We start from the raw sequence: 18382 nt of genomic DNA, 5'->3' as shown, positions 1-18382 counted from the left end.
CACTTAACGTGGGCTTGTTGTTGAGTGTTCAGCCTTCAGGCGTAGCTCCTGAGGGCGGTGGGTGGAATGAAAGCCTCAAGCTCGTCTTCCACCGCTTCGATTATTCGTTCTACATCCGCAGCATTCATTACCGTCGCGCAAGGAATGCCGGCGATGGCGATCATGGTCTCGCCACTGGCACGGTCAAATAGACGGGCAATCATACTGCCCGGCGCATCCATGCTCGCCTCGAAACCCATGGGATGAAAATGCCAGCGCATCAGCTGGCAGGCGTTTGGAAAGGTGACTTTACTGAACCCTTTATTCATATGTAGCCCGCCTCATTCATCGAGCGCTTCCTTTAGCTCATGTTAGGAGGGAAGAGCCTTCAATGGCTCAACCGATGACTGCCTTTAAAAGTAGCAGCCAATTGTGAAAACGATGTGGATTTTTCAGGCCGTTTAGCGATTGGTTCAGTTTTTTTGATGCAGGTCACGGGAACGGTCGGTGTTCGGCAGTTGGCCACCACTGGTTGGTCATTGAAGCCGAGACGGAATTTCGGCAAGCTCGGCTTTTTCTCGCCGAGTCCTATATGCACGCTGATGATGATGGTCCGCTGCAAACCCAGGCCACGGGCGACACGGTGATGCGTTATCACTTGCGCTGGAAACACCGGGACCTGGGCGGAGTGATGGCGCTCTATCACCCAGAGATTCAGTACAGCGATTTCTTCCAGAACCGTGTGATGGGGCTGTCGGAATTACGTGAATACGTGCGCAGCAGCATGCCCCGCGATCCCGATGAAGCCCTGGAGCACTCGGACCGTATTCGTCTGGACGGCAACACGGCGTTCATTCAGTACCGTATAACCCTTCGCGGCGGTGAAGGCCTGGTGTCGTTCCGGGCCAGCGAGGCGATTACCGTACGTGACGGACTGATCTGGCAGGTCAACGAATACGCCTCGCTGGTCCATGAACAGCCCGTCAGCAAAGCCGCCAGCAGCCAACGCCCGGCGGTTAGTCGACTCGGGCTGTCTGCACGCCAGCTGAGTTTCATGGCTGAAGATTTGCAGCAGTATTTTCAGCGCCAACAACCTTACCTCGATGCCGAACTCGACCTGCAACGGGTGGCGAAGGAGTGCGGGTATAGCCGCAATCAGATTTCCTACCTGCTGAATCAGGTGCTTGGCCAGAGCTTCTATCGATACGTCAACCAGGCGCGCCTGCAGCATTTGCTCGCGGCGCTGGATAACGCCACGCCGCCACTGCGTATCGACGAACTGGCGTTTGCCGCCGGGTTCAATTCGCTGTCGGCGTTTTATAGCTGCTTCCGTCAGCACACCGGCCAGTCGCCCAAGGCCTACGTAAAACAAATTTCTTTGCGTGCACGCGCGCAAGACAGCCTCTAAGTCCACGCACTAGGATCGACGCCATCGAAGTTTGAGTGGCGGAGTCTTGCATGTCGGCGTGGCGCACTATCAGTTTGTGGATGGATCAACTCGACGAGCCATTGTTGGCGCGTCCAGCGCTGGAACAGGATCTGGACGTCGACGTCGCCATCATTGGCGCGGGGTACACCGGGCTCTGGACCGCGTACTACCTCAAACGCCAGGCGCCCGACCTGAGCATTGCCATCGTTGAAGCGCAAACCGCCGGTTTTGGCGCCTCGGGGCGTAACGGCGGCTGGCTGATGGGCAATGTGCTGGGCGAAGACCGCCTGCTCGCCGACTTGCCGCCCGAACAGCGCCGGGCTTCTTTCGATTTGCTGCACGGCATTCCGGATGAAGTCGGGATTGTCCTCGAACGTGAAGACATCGCCTGCGATTACCGCAAAGGCGGGGCGCTGTATTGCGCAGCACGCTATCCGGAGCAGGAAGCCAGCCTTCGGCATTATCTCGACACGCTCTACAGCCAAGGATTGACCGAAAGCGATTACCGCTGGCTCAGCCCCGAGCAGTTGGCGCAACAGATCAGAGTCGCCAAACCTTATGGCGGTATCTATGCACCGCACGTCGCGACCATTCACCCGGCAAAGTTGGTGCGAGGTCTGGCTCGGGTGGTGGAGAAAATGGGCGTCAGGATTTACGAGAACAGCCCGGTCACCCAATGGCAATCGGGTGGCCTGCGTACGGCGAAAGCCTCGGTTCGCAGCCGTTGGATCGTGCCGGTGGTCGAAGGTTACTCGGTCACCTTGCCACCGTTGGGGCGTTATCAGCTGCCGGTGCAGAGCTTGATAGTGGCCACCGAGCCGCTATCCGCTGCCACGTGGGATGAAATCGGCCTGAGTCGCGGCCAGGCCTTCAGCGAAAGCAGTCGCCAAGTCACTTACGGTCAGCGCACGGCTGATAACCGGTTGGTGTTCGGTGCCCGGGGCGGTTATCAGTTCGCTGGCAAGTTACGCCACGACTTCGACCTGAGCACCAGCGAAGTGGAGCTGCGGCGTTATCTGTTTGGCGAACTCTTCCCGCAGCTCAAGAACGTGCGGATTACCCATGCCTGGGGCGGCAATCTGGGGATGTCCCGGCGTTTCAAGCCGCACATGCTGTGCGATCAGGCCAGCGGCATCGCCTTGGCTGGCGGCTATGGCGGGGAGGGCGTCGGTGCCAGCAACCTGGGCGGCCGGACCCTGGCCGATCTGATTCTGCAGCGCGATACCGAGCTGGTTCGCCAGCCGTGGGTCATCCAGGGAGGGCTCGACGCGCTCAGGGCCTGGGAGCCGGAGCCCTGCCGCTGGCTTGGTTACAACGCGATCATCCGCAGCTTCGCCCATGAAGACCAGACCCTGGCCAACCCGGCCACCGCACCATGGCGTCGCAAACTGGCCACCGGTATTGCCGGCTTCATGGAAGGATTCATGCAGTAAACGGCGCGCTCTTCATCTATAGGCTCAATCGACAGGTACTCCCATGAGCATCACGCAATTCAAGAACACCGCAACCCTGAAGCTGAAAGAGTCGAATCCGGTCGCCGTACCACTGGGCATGCCCGTGGCAGTGGCCTCGACCACCAGCGTTGAACGCGACGATGGCGTCGAAACCGGCGTCTGGGAATGCACGCCCGGCCGCTGGCGGCGGCAGATCGTCGCCCAGGAGTTCTGTCACTTCATCCAGGGACGCTGCACGTTTACCCCGGATGACGGTGAAACCCTGCACATAGAAGCCGGCGATGCACTGATGTTGCCAGCCAACAGCCTTGGTATCTGGGATGTCCAGGAAACCGTGCGCAAGACCTACGTTTTGATTTTTTGATCCTCTGATTGCCTGCCAGCTCTCCAATAAAAAGAAGACAAACCAAACAGGAATCGACTCATGATCCGAAAGACACTGACTCTGGCTCCACTTGCGCTCTTCGCGACTCTCGGCCACGCGGGCGAGACCGTCAAGATCTACAACTGGTCGGAATACATCGCCCCGGACACCACCAAAAACTTCCAGAAAGAAACCGGCATTGCGTTCAGCTACGACGTCTTCGACAGCAATGAAACCCTCGACGGCAAATTGATGACCGGCAAATCCGGCTACGATGTGGTCTTCCCGTCCAACCATTTCATGGCGCGGCAGATTCAAGGCGTGGCGCTGAAGAAACTCGACAAGAGCCAACTGCCGAACTGGAAAAACCTCAACCCGGCGTTGCTCAAGGCCTTGCAGAGCAACGATCCGGGCAACGAACACGGCTTCCCGTACCTCTGGGGCAGCACCGGCATCGGTTACAACATCGCCAAGGTCAAGGCCGTGTTGGGTGATAACGCGCCAGTGGACTCCTGGGACCTGATTTTCAAACCCGAAAACATGCAAAAGCTGCAGAAGTGCGGCGTGGCCATCCTCGACAACGGCCCCGAACTGTTGCCGGCGGCACTGAACTACCTGGGCCTGCCGCATCACAGCAAGAACCCGGAAGACTATAAAAAGGCTGAAGCGCTGCTGATGAAAGTCCGCCCGTATGTCAGCTATTTCCACTCGTCCAAGTACACCAGCGACCTGGCCAACGGTGACATCTGCGTGGCCGTCGGCTTCTCCGGTGACATTCTGCAGGCCGAAAACCGTGCGAAAGAAGCCAAGAACGGCGTCGACATCGGCTATTCGATTCCCAAGGAAGGCGCCGCCATCTGGTTCGACATGGTTGCCATGCCCGTAGACGCCCCGGATGAAAAAGCCGGCTACGCCTTCATGAACTACCTGCTGCGTCCGGACGTCATGGCCAGCATCAGCAACTACGTGCATTACGCCAACGGTAACGAACAGGCCGACAGTTTGATCGACCCGGCGATCAAGAATGACACCAAGGTCTACCCGAGCCCGGAGATGATGGGGAAATTGTTCGCGCTGGAGGCGATGCCGCTGAACATTGACCGGGTTCGTACGCGGGTGTGGAACAAGATTCGGACCGGGAGTTAAGAGTTCATATCTTGTAGTCATTGGGTGCTCATCGGGTTGACTGACACGCTGTAGATTCCTGGCCTCCTTTCGATGGATCAGGAGGCAATGGAATGCCTGTTTATACAAATGCGGGTCAGCTACGCGTTGGTCGCTTCTCTGAGTCCGGACGTATTTATCTGCTAACGGCTGTCGCTGACCAACGGCAGCCGTTTTTTGTTGATTGGCGACTGGGGAGGTTGGTCGTTCAGGAGTTGCGTCAGGCGCAGGAGGAGGGTTGGGCGGATTTTTTGACGTGGGTTGTCATGCCAGACCATATGCATTGCCTGGTGCAGCTGCATGACAAGACGCTGGCGGAGCTGATGTGCCGAATCAAATCCCGGAGCGGTTTGGCGGTTAATCAGGCGTTAGGGCGGCGAGGGAGGTTGTGGCAGAAGGGGTATCACGATCGTGCGGTTCGGCGGGAGGAAGATGTGAAGGCGCTTGCCCGGTATGTCGTGGCCAACCCAATACGAGCAGGACTGGTGACACGCGTTCATGATTATCCGCTGTGGGATGCGTGTTGGTTGTGAGTATCTGACGACTGCTGCGCAGCCGAACGCAGCCTTCGGCAGCTGCTACAGGTTTCGCGTACACCGCAATCCTTGTAGCAGCTGGCGCAGCCTGCGTCCGGCGGCGCAGCAGTCGCCAAAATCTAAAACCCAACAAATCTCCAACTGATATCAATGCGCTGGCACTCATATTAATAACTCACACAAAGTGAGACCCCATCGACAAAAAACAACTTACCTTTATTTAATAATTAAATAACAAATTGTCAGACAATTTGCGCAAACCGTCATCTAACAAACAATATTTCGACAGCGCAGGCATTGTTTTCGGGTACTTGCAGGAACAACTCAATTTGACGTCAAAAAAGTAGTGGACGTTTGATTTCAAATTGTGTCAGTTTTCTTTCGCCTTCATTGGGCGAGTGATAGGACGATCTCGCCAGAGATTGTCGCTGTCTGACAAAAAACTGTTCCATAGCTAAACAAGGAAGTGTGTTTATGTCGAAAGTAAAAGACAACGCTATTGATACCGCCGAACAGGCGTTCCAGCCACTGCAAGCATTGGCTGCATCCAGTTCTGCGTTCAACCAGATCAATAGCTTCAGCCATCAGTATGATCGGGGCGGTAACCTTACGGTCAATGGCAAACCCTCCTTCTCCGTCGACCAGGCAGCTACCCAGTTGCTGCGCGATGGCGCTGCCTACCAAGACAAGGACGGCAGCGGCAAAATCGAACTCACCTACACGTTCCTGACCTCGGCGTCGTCGAGCACCATGAACAAGCACGGGATTACCGGGTTCAGCCAGTTCAGCGCTCAGCAGAAAGGCCAGGCTGTGCTTGCCATGCAATCCTGGGCCGATGTGGCCAATGTCACGTTCACCGACAAGGCCACGGGCGGTGACGGTCACATGACCTTCGGCAACTACAGCGGCGGTCAGGATGGTGCAGCGGCCTTCGCCTATCTGCCTGGCACTGGCGCGGGTTATGACGGTACTTCCTGGTACCTGACCAACAGCAGCTACACGCCAAACAAAACGCCGGATTTGAACAATTACGGCCGGCAGACCCTGACCCACGAAATCGGTCACACCCTGGGCCTTGCCCATCCTGGCGACTACAACGCCGGCGAGGGCGCTCCCACCTACAACGACGCTTCCTACGGGCAAGACACCCGCGGTTACAGCGTCATGAGCTACTGGAGTGAAAGCAATACCAGCCAGAACTTCAGCAAGGGCGGCGTCGAAGCCTATTCGTCCGGTCCGCTGATGGACGATATCGCGGCCATCCAAAAGCTCTACGGCGCCAACACCACCACCCGTACCGGTGACACCACTTACGGCTTCAACTCCAACGCCGGGCGCGACTTCCTGAGCGCGACTTCGTCGTCGGACAAGGTTGTGTTTTCGGTATGGGATGCGGGCGGCAAGGACACCCTGGACTTCTCCGGTTTCACCCAGAACCAAAAAATCAACCTCAATGAGGCCTCGTTCTCCGACGTTGGCGGCCTGGTGGGTAACGTGTCCATCGCCAAGGGCGTCAGCGTCGAGAACGCTATCGGCGGTTCGGGTAACGACCTGCTGATCGGCAACAGCGTGTCCAACGAACTGAAGGGCGGTGCCGGCAACGACATCCTCTTCGGCGCGGGCGGTGCGGACAAACTGTGGGGTGGCGCCGGTTCGGATACCTTCGTGTTCGCGGCCAGCAGCGATTCCAAACCCGGTGCTGTCGACCAGATCCTCGATTTTGTCAGCGGCCTGGACAAGATCGACCTGACCGGTATCACCAACGGCGCAGGCCTGCATTTCGTGAACTCGTTCACCGGTGCGGCAGGCGATGCGGTGTTGACCTCTTCGGGTGGCAACAGCCTGTTGTCGGTGGACTTCTCCGGGCATGGCGTGGCTGATTTCCTGGTCAGCACCGTGGGTCAGGCGGCTTACTCCGACATCGCTGCGTAATGTGAGGTGAAAAGGAGGGCGGCGCAGACGCGCTGCTCTCTGCACCTTGATCGGAGTAAAGCGCCTTATGATCGATAACGGCTTCACTTACAGAGCAACCGCGTGGCTATTGGCGACGTTCATGATGTTTTTTGGAGATTTAGCCATGGCGAGCAGCCTGAAATTAGCAGACCCCTCGGAACTGGCCGGCAAATGGCAGGCGACCCTGAGCGCCAAAGATGACTCGCCAGAGTCCCAGGCGTTGCAGGACAAACCGTCCAACGCCTGCGTCATCGACTTTCAACCGAAACAGACGCTGGGTGAGGGCGCCGATTGTCTCAGCGCCTGGCTGGACGGCGAATCTGCGATTGGCTGGTTCCCTGAGCCGGATGGCCTGGCGATCACCGGCAAAGAAGGCTCGAAGATTCTATTTCTCAGCCGCCAACGCGACGGATCGTATAAAGCCACATTGAAATCCGATCTGGTCATAACACTTGTGCGCCAGGTGCAATAACACGCTTCGAATATAACGCTGGTCATTACCGGGATAAGCACAGCACAACTAATCGAAGCGCTCTGTCGCCCACGAAAAGTTGTTATTAGTTTGTAAACGCTCCCGCAGAGCCTATATCCGCCCCTGCGCGGACAGTTAACGGAAACTTCGCCAGATAGGGCGAGGAATAACACCTCAGGAATAACCCATGAAGATGGCAAAGAGCCCGGCCACCGCACCCTTATTCAAAGCGCTGGGCGAATACAAGAGGATCCTGATCAGCGTCGGTTGTTTTACCGCGTTAATTAACGTGCTGATGCTGGTCCCGTCGATTTACATGCTTCAGGTCTACGACCGCGTGCTGTCTTCGCAAAATGAAACCACCCTGGCGATGCTGTCGTTGATGGTGGTCGGGTTCTTTGCCTTCATCGGTTTGCTGGAGATCGTGCGTAGCTTCATCGTGATCCGCATCGGCAGCCAACTGGAGCGCCGCTTCAACCTGCGGGTCTATCAGGCCGCATTCGAACGCAATCTTTTCAAGGGCGAAGGTAACGCCGGGCAAGCCTTGGGGGACCTGACGCAAATTCGCCAATTCGTCACTGGTCCTGCGCTGTTTGCCTTCTTCGATGCGCCGTGGTTTCCGGTCTATCTGTTCGTGATCTACCTGTTCAATGTCTGGCTCGGCGTGTTTGCGACGGTGGGCACGGTGCTGTTGATCGGCCTTGCTTGCCTCAACGAGACAATGACCAAAAAGCCCCTGGGCGAAGCCGCGGGGTTTTCCCAGAAATCCAGCCAACTGGCCACCAGTCACCTGCACAACGCCGAAACCATTCAGGCCATGGGCATGCTCGGGGCGTTGCGTACACGTTGGTTCCAGGTCCATTCACGTTTCCTCGGCTTGCAGAACCAGGCCAGCGACACCGGCGCCGTCATCAGTTCCCTGAGCAAAACCTTGCGTTTGTGCCTGCAATCTCTGGTGCTGGGCCTTGGCGCCTTGCTGGTGATCAAGGGTGATATGACGGCCGGGATGATGATCGCCGGTTCCATTCTGATGGGTCGGGTCCTGAGCCCCATTGATCAGTTGATCGCCGTGTGGAAACAGTGGAGCGGCGCCAAGCTCGCTTACCGTCGGCTTGATTCGTTGCTGCAAGCCTTTCCGCCGAGTGACGAGGCCATGGCGCTGCCGGCGCCGAAAGGCCAGATCGCGTTCGAGCAGGTCAGCGCCGCACCGCCGGGGCAACGGGCAGCCACGCTGCACCTGGTCAATTTCAGCCTCGGTGCCGGGGAAGTGCTGGGCGTACTCGGCGCCTCCGGTTCTGGCAAATCGACATTGGCCCGGGTGCTCGTTGGCGTCTGGCCGACGCTGGGCGGTACGGTGCGGCTCGACGGCGCGGACATTCATCGCTGGAACCGCGACGATCTTGGCCCCTACATCGGTTATCTGCCACAGGACATCGAGCTGTTCAGCGGCAGCATCGCCGAAAACATCGCCCGGTTCAGCGAGGCGGACCCGCAAAAAGTCGTTGCAGCCGCGCAGCAGGCCGGCGTTCACGAACTGATTCTGCGCATGCCGCAAGGCTACGACACCGTGCTCGGCGAGGACGGCAGCGGCTTGTCCGGGGGGCAGAAGCAGCGTGTGGCACTGGCCCGCGCCCTGTATGGCAACCCGCGTCTGGTGGTGCTGGATGAACCGAATTCCAACCTCGACACCGTGGGCGAAGCAGCATTGGCCAGCGCCATTGCGCAAATGAAAGCCCAAGGCACCAGCGTGATTCTGGTGACCCATCGCTCCTCGGCACTGGCCCAGGCCGACAAGTTGCTGGTGCTCAACGAAGGACGCTTGCAAGCCTTCGGTGCATGCCAGGACGTGCTCAAGGCACTCTCTGGCGCCCAGGAACAACAACGTGAAAAAGCTGCGCAAGCACCGGGCGGGCTCAGCATGAGCCGGCAGTATCAGCCCTCGTCAAGGAATTCGGGCGTATGAGCAACATCAGCGAAGCCACCATGGAACACGACTACATCGCAGATCGTCCTGAGCGCGACGCGCGTTTCTTCGCCCGCATGGGCTGGATTCTGGCGATCGTCGGCGCCGGCACTTTCTTCACCTGGGCCAGTCTCGCGCCGCTTGACCAAGGCATTCCCGTGCAAGGCACGGTCGTGGTGTCGGGCAAGCGCAAAGCCGTGCAATCGATGAGCAGTGGCGTGGTCAGCCAGATTCTGGTGCGCGAGGGCCAAGTGGTGAAGCAGGGCCAGCCATTGTTCCAGCTCGACCAGACGCAAGTCGCCGCTGACGTGCAATCGCTGCAAGCGCAATACCGCATGGCCTGGGCCAGTCTGGCGCGGTGGCAGAGTGAACGGGACAACCTCAAACAGGTGAGTTTCCCCGCTGAACTGAGCAACAATCCTGACCCGCGTCTGGCCTTGGTGCTGGAAGGTCAACGGCAGTTGTTCAGCAGCCGCCGTGAAGCGTTTTCCCGCGAACAGGCTGCCTTGCGCGCCAGCATCGAAGGCGCCAGCGCACAACTGGCTGGCATGCGCCGCGCCCGCACGGATTTGACTGCCCAGGCCAGCTCTCTGCAACAACAGCTGAGCAACCTTCAGCCCCTGGCGGATAACGGCTACATCCCGCGCAATCGGTTGATGGAGTACCAGCGTCAGCTGTCGCAGGTTCAACAACAATTGGCAGAAAACACCGGCGACAGCGGCCGGGTGGAGCAGGGCATCCTCGAATCGCGGCTGAAACTGCAACAGCACATCGAGGAATACCAGAAAGAGGTCCGCACCCAACTGGCCGATGCGCAATTGAAAAGCGTGACGCTGGAAGAGCAACTGACCTCCGCCGGGTTTGATCTGCAACACAGCGAGATCATCGCCACGGCCGACGGCATTGCGGTCAACCTCGGGGTTCACACCGTGGGCGCGGTGGTGCGTCAGGGCGAAACCCTGCTGGAGATCGTGCCTCAGGGGACGAGTCTGGAGGTGGAAGGGCACCTGCCGGTCAACCTGGTCGACAAGGTCGGCACGCACTTGCCGGTGGACATCTTGTTCACTGCATTCAACCAGAGCCGCACGCCGCGCGTGCCCGGCGAAGTCAGCCTGATCTCCGCCGACCAGATGATCGACGAGAAAACCGGTGCGCCGTATTACGTGCTGCGCAGCAGCGTCAGCGATCAGGCCATGGAAAAACTCAACGGTCTGGTGATCAAGCCTGGCATGCCGGCGGAAATGTTCGTGCGCACTGGTGAACGTTCACTCCTCAACTATTTGTTCAAGCCGCTGCTCGACCGGGCAGGTTCCGCGTTGACTGAGGAATAAGGATGTTCCGCTGTATGAATAAGCTTTCCATGCTCGCCGCGACCCTGGCGTTGCTGACCTGCAACAGTGTGCTGGCGATGGGACCGTTCGACATCTACGAACAAGCATTGCGCAATGATCCGGTGTTTCTCGGCGCCATCAAGGAACGCGATGCAGGCCTTGAAAACCGCGCCATCGGCCGCGCCGGGCTGTTGCCCAGGATCGGTTACAACTACAACAAGGGGCGCAACTCCTCCAAGGCCACCGCCCTCAATGAGCGCGGGCAGAACCGGACCGATGACCGCAACTACAGCAGTTACGGCTCGACCCTGACCCTGCAACAACCGCTGCTCGACTACGAGGCTTACGCGTCGTACCGCAAAGGCGTGGCGCAATCGCTGTTTGCCGACGAAGCCTTTCGCGGCAAGAGCCAGGAATTGCTGGTTCGGGTGCTGGAGAATTACACCCACGCGCTGTTCGCTCAGGATCAGATCGACATCGCGCAGGCCAAGAAAAAGGCTTTCGAGCAACAGTTCCAGCAGAACGAACACATGTTCCGACAGGGCGAGGGCACGCGTACCGACATCCTTGAGGCCGAGTCCCGCTATGAACTGGCCACGGCCGAGGAAATCGAAGCCCGTGATGAGCAGGACGCGTCGTTACGAGAGCTGGGCGCGCTGATTGGCGTGCCGGCGATCGACATCGGGGATTTGGCGCCGCTGGATCAGAGTTTCCAGACGTTCACCCTGCAGCCGGCCAATTACGACACCTGGCACGAGATGGCCGTGGCCAACAACCCGAATCTGGCTTCGCAGCGTCATGCCGTGGAAGTCGCGCGTTATGAAGTCGAACGCAACCGCGCCGGGCACCTGCCCAAAGTCAGTGCCTACGCCTCGGTGCGCCAGAACGAGTCGGAAAGCGGCAACACCTACAACCAGCGTTACGACACCAACACCATCGGCATCGAAGTAAACGTGCCGCTGTACGCCGGCGGCGGGGTTTCCGCTTCGACCCGTCAGGCCAGCCGCACCATGGAGCAGGCCGAGTACGAACTGGACGGCAAGACCCGGGAAACCCTGATTGAACTGCGTCGCCAGTTCAGCGCCTGCCTGTCGGGCGTGAACAAGTTGCGGGCTTATCAGAAAGCCCTGAAGTCTGCCGAAGCGCTGGTGGTTTCGACCAAGCAAAGCATCTTGGGCGGTGAGCGCGTCAACCTCGATGCGCTGAACGCCGAACAACAACTATTTACCACCCGCCGCGATCTGGCACAGGCACGCTACGACTACTTGATGGCCTGGACCAAGTTGCATTACTACGCCGGGACATTGAATGAGCAGGATTTGGCCAAAGTGGACGAGGCGTTCGGCCAAGGCCCGAGAACCCAATAGATGCCCCCCTGTAGGAGCTGTCGAGTGAAACGAGGCTGCGATCTTTTGATCTTCAACGCTTTCAAGAACGTTAAAAGATCGCAGCCTCGTTTCACTCGACAGCTCCTACAAAAAACAAAAAAAAGAGAAGTGAACATGGACGTACAGATCAAGCCGATGTCGGTCGGCACGCTATTACTCCTGGTGTCAGCAATGCCCGGCTCGGTGCAAGCCGCTTACCTGGAAACCGGCGTGCCCGGCGATGCCGCCAGTTGGCGCTCGGCGGAGTTCCAGCGCGACTGGGGACTCGCCCGCATGCAAGCCGATCAAGCCTACGCCGCCGGCATCACTGGCAAAGGCGTGAAAATCGGCGAGCTCGATTCAGGCTTCGATGCTGCCCATCCCGAATTCGCCACCGACCGTTACCACGCGGTGACCGCCAGCGGCAGTTACGTTGACGGCTCCCGGTTCAATGTCGACGGCACACTCAACGCCAACAACGACTCCCACGGCACGCACGTCGCCGGCACTATCGGTGCCTCGCGCGATGACACCGGCATGCACGGCGTGGCCTACAACGCGCAGGTCTACGTCGGCAACACCAACAAGAACGACAGCTTCCTGTTCGGCCCCAACCCTGATCCACGCTACTTCAAAGCGGTCTATAACGCGTTGGCGGATGCCGGTGTGCGAGCAATCAACAACAGCTGGGGCAGCCAACCGCCGGACGTCAGCTATCGGACCCTCGACGATCTGCATGCGGCCTACGCCCAGCACTGGAACAAAGGCACCTGGCTCGATGAGGCGGCGGACGTTTCCAGGCGCGGTGTGATCAACGTGTTCAGCGCCGGTAACAGCGGTTACCCCAACGCCAGCGTGCGCTCAGCTTTGCCTTATTTTGAGCCGGACCTGGAAGGCCACTGGCTGGCGGTGTCGGGGCTGGATCAAGGCAACCAGCAGAAATACAACCAGTGCGGAATCGCCAAGTATTGGTGCATCACCACCCCCGGCGCGAAGATCGACAGCACCATTCCCGGCGCAGGCTATGCGATCAAGTCCGGCACCTCCATGTCCGCGCCGCATGCCACCGGTGCCTTGGCGCTGGTGATGGAACGCTATCCGTACATGACCAACCAGCAGGCGCTGGAAACCCTGCTGACCACCGCGACCCAACTCGACGGTTCGATTACCGAGGCGCCCAATACCCGCGTCGGCTGGGGCGTGGCCAACCTCGAACGGGCGATGCGCGGGCCGGGGCAATTACTTGGACGTTTCGACGCCAATCTGGGGGCAGGGCAGAGCGATGTCTGGAGCAACGACATCGCCGACAAGGCGCTGATTCAGCGTCAGAGCGAAGACGCGGCGGAACACAGTGCCTGGCAACAGACACTGAAGACCAAAGGTTGGGAAAACGGTGTACCGGTCGGTGCCAGCCAGCAGGACCAGACCGACTATGCGGTGGGCTCGGCACGCGATCTCGCCGCCTCCACTCGGGTCTACGAAGGCAGCCTGATCAAATCCGGTGTCGGACGCCTGATGCTGACCGGCAACAGCACTTATCGCGGGCCGACCACGGTGAATGGCGGTCTGCTGTCGGTCAACGGTTCGCTGGCATCGCAAGTGACCGTCAATGACCGCGGCACGCTGGGTGGGTCGGGACGCGTCGGCTCACTGACCGCCAACCGCGGCGCTACGGTTGCGCCCGGCAACTCCATTGGCACCTTGCAGGTCATCGGCGACGTCACGTTTGCGCCGGGCTCGACTTACGCGGTGGAGCTATCGGCGACCGACAGCGACCGGATCGTCGCGGGCGGCACGGCCACGGTCAGCGGCGCGACCGTCAGCCTGTCACTGGAAAATAGCCCGACCTTGCTCAGCACTCAACAAGTGCAAAGCCTGCTCGGTCATCAGTACACCATCCTGCAAGCGGCCGGCGGCGTTCAAGGTCAGTTCGGCGCGGTGCTGCCCAACTACCTGTTCATCGGCGGCAGCCTCGATTACGCCGCCACCGGCATTCAACTGAGTGTCGAGCGCAACGACACGACCTTCGCCAGCGTCGGCCAAACGCCGAACCAGCGCGCCGTAGCCTCCGACGTGGAAGGGCTAGGGGCGGGCAATCCGGTTTACGAAAGCCTGCTGCTGTCGCCCACCGCGACGTCCGCCCAACAGGCGTTTCAGCAGTTGTCGGGGGAAATCTATCCGGCGCTGGGATCGGTACTGATTAACGACAGCCGCTACCTGCGTGATGCTGTCGGCGAGCGACTGATTGACGCCCAAGGCACTCAAAGCAATGGCTGGATCAAGGCGCTGGGCGCTTGGGGCAAAACTGATGAGCGCCATGACACCGCCGGTTACACCACCTCGATTGGCGGCTTGCTCGCCGGTGTCGACGGAGCGCTCGATGAGCAAACCCGGATCGGTCTGGTCACCGGCTATAGCGACAGCTCGGTGAGCATGGGCTCTGGCACTCACTCATCGGCCAAGGTCGACAGCTATCACCTGGGTGCTTATGCCGGCCGCGAGTCAGGTGCCTGGCGTCTGAGTGCCGGCGGTGCCTACAGCTGGCATCGGGCCGACGTCAAACGTGACCTGCAATACGGCGACGTCAGCGCCAAACAGAAAGCCAAGGTCGATGCCGGGACCACCCAAGTGTTCGGTGAAGCGGCGTATCGCCTGAACCTGCAAGCGCTGGCGCTCGAACCTTTCGCAAATCTGGCTTACGTGCACCTCGACACCGAAGGTTTCACCGAGAAAGGTGACGCCGCCGCACTGAAAAGCAGTGGCGACACGCGTGACGCGGTGCTCAGCACGTTGGGCGTGCGCGCATTGAAAACCGTGAACCTCTCCGGCCAGCAGAAACTGGACCTGAGCGGCAGCCTCGGCTGGCAGCACAACCTGAGCCATACCGATTCTGAAGAGCACCTGGCGTTTGCCGGCGACAGCACAGCATTTTCCGTGGAGAGTTCGCCAATGGTGCGTGATGCGGCGCTGCTGGGCGCCCATGCCAGCCTCGCCCTGAGCCGGGACATCCGCTTGAACCTCGATTACACCGGCCAACTGGCCAGCCGCGAGAAAAGCCATGGAGTAGGCCTCAGCCTCAATTGGCAGTTTTAATGCAGAACCTGTAGCAGCTGGCGCAGCCTGCGTCCGGCTGCGAAGCAGTCGCAAAATCAGACACTGCGGTCCATCAGTTACACCGTGCATTCAGGGTTTACGACTGCTGCGCAGCCGGACGCAGGCTGCGCCAGCTGCTACAAGGGGCGTGATTCACAAATAGAAATGGGTGCTTTGAAGGCACAGGGATTTTGGCAACACAACTAAGGACGGTAGCTGGATGAATAACAAGCACAACAACGTTGCCTTGCTCTGCGCATTGGCCACCCTCGGTACCGCGCAAGCGGCGCCTTACGTGGAAAACGGTAGAGCGGGCGATCCCAACAGTTGGCGCAGCACTGAATTCAATGCCGATTGGGGGCTGGGAGCGGTCAACGCACAAGAGGCCTACGCCGCCGGTTACACCGGTAAAGGCGTGAAGCTGGGGATCTTCGATCAACCGGTCTACGCCGCGCATCCGGAGTTTTCCGGCCCGAACAAAGTGATCACTCTGGTCACCAGCGGCATCCGCGAATACACCGACCCGTACATCCCGGTGAAAGCGGGAGACGCCTTTCGCTACGATGGCTCGCCCTCGATCGGTTCCGACGGCAAGCTGGGTGCCCACGGCACCCACGTTGGCGGAATCGCTGCCGGCAGTCGCGATGGAGGCCCGATGCATGGCGTGGCGTTTGGCTCGCAGATCATCAGTGCGGACAACGGAGATCCGGGCCCGGAAGACGGCATCATTCGCGGCAACGACGGCGCGGTCTACAAGGCCGGTTGGGATGCCTTGATCGCCAGCGGCGCGCGGATCATCAACAACAGTTGGGGCATCGGCATCACCGATCGCTTCGACCTCGGCGGACGCAACCCCGCCTACCCGCATTTCACCGTGCAAGACGCGCAATTGCAGTTCAACGAGATCCGACCGTTGCTCGGGACCAAACCGGGTGGAGCCTACGATGGCGCCATCGCGGCGGCCCGCAGCGGTATCGTGACGATCTTCGCGGCCGGCAACGACTACAACCTCAACAACCCGGACGCTATCGCAGGCCTGGGCTATTTCGTCCCGGACATCGCGCCGAACTGGGTCACCGTGGCGGCGTTGCAGAAAAACCCGAACCTCAACAGCCCGGACCTCTACAACATCAGCACCTTCTCATCGCGTTGCGGCTACACAGCAAGCTTTTGCGTGTCCGCACCGGGCAGCAAGATCTACAGCTCGATCATCAGCGGTACCAACGCCGACAACCTGACCACCGGCTACGCCAACTACAACGGCACCTCAATGGCGGCGCCGCATGTCACCGGTTCCATGGCCGTGCTGATGGAACGCTTCCCGTACATGACCGGCGCCCAGGTCGCCAGCGTGATGCGCACCACGGCCACCGACCTCGGTGCGCCAGGTGTCGATTCGCTGTACGGCTGGGGCATGATCAACCTGCGCAAAGGCATCGATGGCCCGGCGATGTTGGTCACCGAGCAAGACATTCCCGAGGAGTTCCGCATCCAGGGTGCCTACGGTTCGAGCCAGTTTGTGGCGGACTTGCCGGGGATCGGCGCGATTATCGACGCGGGCAAACCGACCGAACGCGTGTGCAATGACGTGCACTGCGGCCTCGACACGTGGCGCAACGACATTTCCGGCCATGGTGGCCTGACCAAGCAGGGCATCGGCACGCTGGTGCTGACCGGCGCCAACACTTACGTCGGCCCGACCCTGGTCAATCAGGGCCGCCTGGCAATCAACGGCTCGCTGCTCTCGGCGGTCACCGTCAACGACAGCGGGATCCTCGGCGGTAATGGCCGCATCGGTGCATTGACCGCGAAAAGCGGTGGCACCGTGGCGCCTGGCAATTCCATCGGCACCTTGCAGGTGGCGGGCGACGTCACCTTCGAACCTGGCTCGACGTACGCCGTGGAGTTGTCGCCGACCAGCAGCGATCAGATCGTGGCGGGCGGTAAAGCCGTGATCGACGGCGCTACCGTCAGCCTGTCTCTGGAAAATAGCCCGACCTTGCTGACCACCAGCGAAGTGAAATCCTTGCTCGGCAACCAATACAACATTCTGCAAGCGGCCGGCGGGATCGAAGGGCGTTTCGGCGCCGTGCTACCGGATTATCTGTTCATCGGAGGCGCACTCGGCTACTCGGCCAATGGCATCCAACTGGCGGTAGAGCGCAACGCAGCGTCCTTCGCCAGCGTCGGCCAAACGCCGAACCAACGCGCCGTCGCCGCGGCCGCCGAGCAACTGGGCGCCGGCAATGCGCTCTATGAAACCTTGCTGCTTTCGCCGACCGCCGCCGTCGCGCAACAAGCCTTTCAGCAACTGTCCGGTGAGATTCACCCGGCGATCGGCACGTTGTTGATCAACGACAGCCGTTACCTGCGCGATGCCGTCGGCGAACGCCTGCGCGAGCGTGATCTGTTCAACGCTGCGGCACCCACCGATGACCGTAGCAACGCCTGGGTCAAAGTCCTCGGCGCCTGGGGCAAGAGCGATGGCGGGCATGACAACGCCAGTTCCAACAGCTCCATCGGCGGCTTGCTGGCCGGTGTCGACGGTCTGATCACTGAAAATACGCGGCTGGGTTTCGTGACCGGTTACAGCGACAGTTCGTTGAGCATGGGCGATGGCACGCATTCGTCCGCCTCGGTCGACAGCTACCACTTGGGCGCCTATCTGGGCCAAGAAATCGATGCGCTGCGTCTGAGCGTCGGCGGCGCATACAGCTGGCATCGCATTGACGTGAAGCGTGACCTGCAATTCGGCGACGTCAGCGGTAAACAGAAATCCAAACGCGATGCGACGACTGCGCAACTGTTTACCGAAGCGGCGTATCGCCTGGACCTGCAACCGCTGGCGCTGGAACCGTTCGCCAACCTGGCTTACGTGCACTTGAACAGCGACAGCTTCACCGAGAAAGGTGATGCCGCGGCGCTCAAGGGTGGCGAAGACAACCGCGACGCCGTGCTCTCGACCCTCGGCCTGCGGGCGAGCAAAGCGATTGCCCTGTCGGACAAACAGCAGCTGGAACTGTCCGGCACGCTGGGCTGGCAGCACAACCTGAGCAACACCCGTTCCGAAGATCACCTGGCCTTCGCCAACGGCAATACCGCGTTCAGCGTGCAGAGCGTTTCCCTGGATCGTAACGCCGCCGTTGTGGGTGCGCGGGCCGGTTTGGCGGTGGCGCAGGACGTTCGTTTGAGCCTGGATTACAACGGACTGCTTGGCTCCAACGAGAAAGACCACGGTGTGGGTCTGACACTCGACTGGCAGTTCTGATTTAACGTA

At 59.9% G+C, this 18382-nt stretch carries 13 protein-coding genes; 12 read left to right on the top strand and 1 reads right to left on the bottom strand.

Going from position 1 to position 18382, the window contains the following annotated elements; genetic code table 11:
• Window positions 1-35 precede the first annotated feature (35 nt).
• Complete coding sequence (locus ACMXYH_RS15935; protein WP_129444231.1) at window positions 36-308, bottom strand: DUF1652 domain-containing protein; 273 nt, start codon at window positions 306-308, stop codon at window positions 36-38.
• Window positions 309-571: 263 nt separating this feature from the next.
• Here ACMXYH_RS15935 and ACMXYH_RS15930 point away from each other — a divergent pair, with 263 nt between their 5' ends.
• The 12 genes from ACMXYH_RS15930 to ACMXYH_RS15875 all read left to right on the top strand — a co-directional run bounded on the left by ACMXYH_RS15930 (window position 572) and on the right by ACMXYH_RS15875 (window position 18373).
• Window positions 572-1387 (top strand): helix-turn-helix domain-containing protein, encoded by an 816-nt coding sequence (locus ACMXYH_RS15930; protein WP_129444229.1) that lies wholly within the window; start codon window positions 572-574, stop codon window positions 1385-1387.
• A gap of 50 nt (window positions 1388-1437) precedes the next feature.
• Window positions 1438-2841: an NAD(P)/FAD-dependent oxidoreductase gene (locus ACMXYH_RS15925; RefSeq protein ID WP_415764083.1), complete on the top strand. Its 1404-nt coding sequence runs from the start codon at window positions 1438-1440 to the stop codon at window positions 2839-2841.
• A gap of 43 nt (window positions 2842-2884) precedes the next feature.
• The gene (locus ACMXYH_RS15920) at window positions 2885-3226 is read left to right on the top strand and encodes a cupin domain-containing protein (RefSeq protein WP_415764082.1); all 342 of its coding nucleotides are present in this window, start codon (window positions 2885-2887) and stop codon (window positions 3224-3226) included.
• Between the two features lie 60 nt (window positions 3227-3286).
• Window positions 3287-4372 (top strand): polyamine ABC transporter substrate-binding protein, encoded by a 1086-nt coding sequence (locus tag ACMXYH_RS15915; RefSeq protein WP_415764081.1) that lies wholly within the window; start codon window positions 3287-3289, stop codon window positions 4370-4372.
• 92 nt (window positions 4373-4464) lie between these two features.
• Window positions 4465-4923, top strand: a complete 459-nt coding sequence (locus tag ACMXYH_RS15910; RefSeq protein ID WP_415764080.1) for an REP-associated tyrosine transposase — start codon at window positions 4465-4467, stop codon at window positions 4921-4923.
• Between the two features lie 477 nt (window positions 4924-5400).
• Complete coding sequence (locus ACMXYH_RS15905; RefSeq protein ID WP_415764079.1) at window positions 5401-6858, top strand: serralysin family metalloprotease; 1458 nt, start codon at window positions 5401-5403, stop codon at window positions 6856-6858.
• Between the two features lie 67 nt (window positions 6859-6925).
• The gene (locus ACMXYH_RS15900) at window positions 6926-7351 is read left to right on the top strand and encodes an AprI/Inh family metalloprotease inhibitor (protein WP_415764078.1); all 426 of its coding nucleotides are present in this window, start codon (window positions 6926-6928) and stop codon (window positions 7349-7351) included.
• Between the two features lie 187 nt (window positions 7352-7538).
• The gene (locus ACMXYH_RS15895) at window positions 7539-9314 is read left to right on the top strand and encodes a type I secretion system permease/ATPase (protein WP_415764077.1); all 1776 of its coding nucleotides are present in this window, start codon (window positions 7539-7541) and stop codon (window positions 9312-9314) included.
• A complete protein-coding gene (locus tag ACMXYH_RS15890) occupies window positions 9311-10645 on the top strand; it encodes an HlyD family type I secretion periplasmic adaptor subunit (RefSeq protein ID WP_415764076.1) in 1335 nt (444 codons plus the stop codon). The genes ACMXYH_RS15895 and ACMXYH_RS15890 overlap by 4 nt, the downstream gene beginning before the upstream one ends.
• Before the next feature lie 2 nt (window positions 10646-10647).
• The gene (locus ACMXYH_RS15885; RefSeq protein ID WP_129444211.1) at window positions 10648-12012 is read left to right on the top strand and encodes a TolC family outer membrane protein; all 1365 of its coding nucleotides are present in this window, start codon (window positions 10648-10650) and stop codon (window positions 12010-12012) included.
• A gap of 135 nt (window positions 12013-12147) precedes the next feature.
• Window positions 12148-15105 (top strand): autotransporter domain-containing protein, encoded by a 2958-nt coding sequence (locus ACMXYH_RS15880; RefSeq protein WP_415764075.1) that lies wholly within the window; start codon window positions 12148-12150, stop codon window positions 15103-15105.
• Window positions 15106-15325: 220 nt separating this feature from the next.
• Window positions 15326-18373, top strand: coding sequence for an autotransporter domain-containing protein (locus tag ACMXYH_RS15875; protein ID WP_415764074.1), 3048 nt, complete (start codon window positions 15326-15328; stop codon window positions 18371-18373).
• Window positions 18374-18382: the final 9 nt, after the last annotated feature.

Origin of the sequence: Pseudomonas frigoris, from assembly GCF_047758635.1 — a bacterium.
In the GTDB taxonomy this organism is placed as follows: domain Bacteria; phylum Pseudomonadota; class Gammaproteobacteria; order Pseudomonadales; family Pseudomonadaceae; genus Aquipseudomonas; species Aquipseudomonas frigoris.
The sequence above is the reverse complement of the archived record's forward strand: the minus strand, read 5'-3'. Positions and strand labels throughout refer to the sequence as shown.

Excerpts from the sequence above, each read along its gene's own strand:
- ACMXYH_RS15935 (WP_129444231.1), bottom strand. The coding sequence starts at position 308 with ATGAATAAAGGGTTCAGTAAAGTCACCTTTCCAAACGCCTGCCAGCTG.
- ACMXYH_RS15930 (WP_129444229.1), top strand. The coding sequence starts at position 572 with ATGCACGCTGATGATGATGGTCCGCTGCAAACCCAGGCCACGGGCGAC.
- ACMXYH_RS15925 (WP_415764083.1), top strand. The coding sequence starts at position 1,438 with ATGTCGGCGTGGCGCACTATCAGTTTGTGGATGGATCAACTCGACGAG.
- ACMXYH_RS15920 (WP_415764082.1), top strand. The coding sequence starts at position 2,885 with ATGAGCATCACGCAATTCAAGAACACCGCAACCCTGAAGCTGAAAGAG.
- ACMXYH_RS15915 (WP_415764081.1), top strand. The coding sequence starts at position 3,287 with ATGATCCGAAAGACACTGACTCTGGCTCCACTTGCGCTCTTCGCGACT.
- ACMXYH_RS15910 (WP_415764080.1), top strand. The coding sequence starts at position 4,465 with ATGCCTGTTTATACAAATGCGGGTCAGCTACGCGTTGGTCGCTTCTCT.
- ACMXYH_RS15905 (WP_415764079.1), top strand. The coding sequence starts at position 5,401 with ATGTCGAAAGTAAAAGACAACGCTATTGATACCGCCGAACAGGCGTTC.
- ACMXYH_RS15900 (WP_415764078.1), top strand. The coding sequence starts at position 6,926 with ATGATCGATAACGGCTTCACTTACAGAGCAACCGCGTGGCTATTGGCG.
- ACMXYH_RS15895 (WP_415764077.1), top strand. The coding sequence starts at position 7,539 with ATGAAGATGGCAAAGAGCCCGGCCACCGCACCCTTATTCAAAGCGCTG.
- ACMXYH_RS15890 (WP_415764076.1), top strand. The coding sequence starts at position 9,311 with ATGAGCAACATCAGCGAAGCCACCATGGAACACGACTACATCGCAGAT.
- ACMXYH_RS15885 (WP_129444211.1), top strand. The coding sequence starts at position 10,648 with ATGTTCCGCTGTATGAATAAGCTTTCCATGCTCGCCGCGACCCTGGCG.
- ACMXYH_RS15880 (WP_415764075.1), top strand. The coding sequence starts at position 12,148 with ATGGACGTACAGATCAAGCCGATGTCGGTCGGCACGCTATTACTCCTG.
- ACMXYH_RS15875 (WP_415764074.1), top strand. The coding sequence starts at position 15,326 with ATGAATAACAAGCACAACAACGTTGCCTTGCTCTGCGCATTGGCCACC.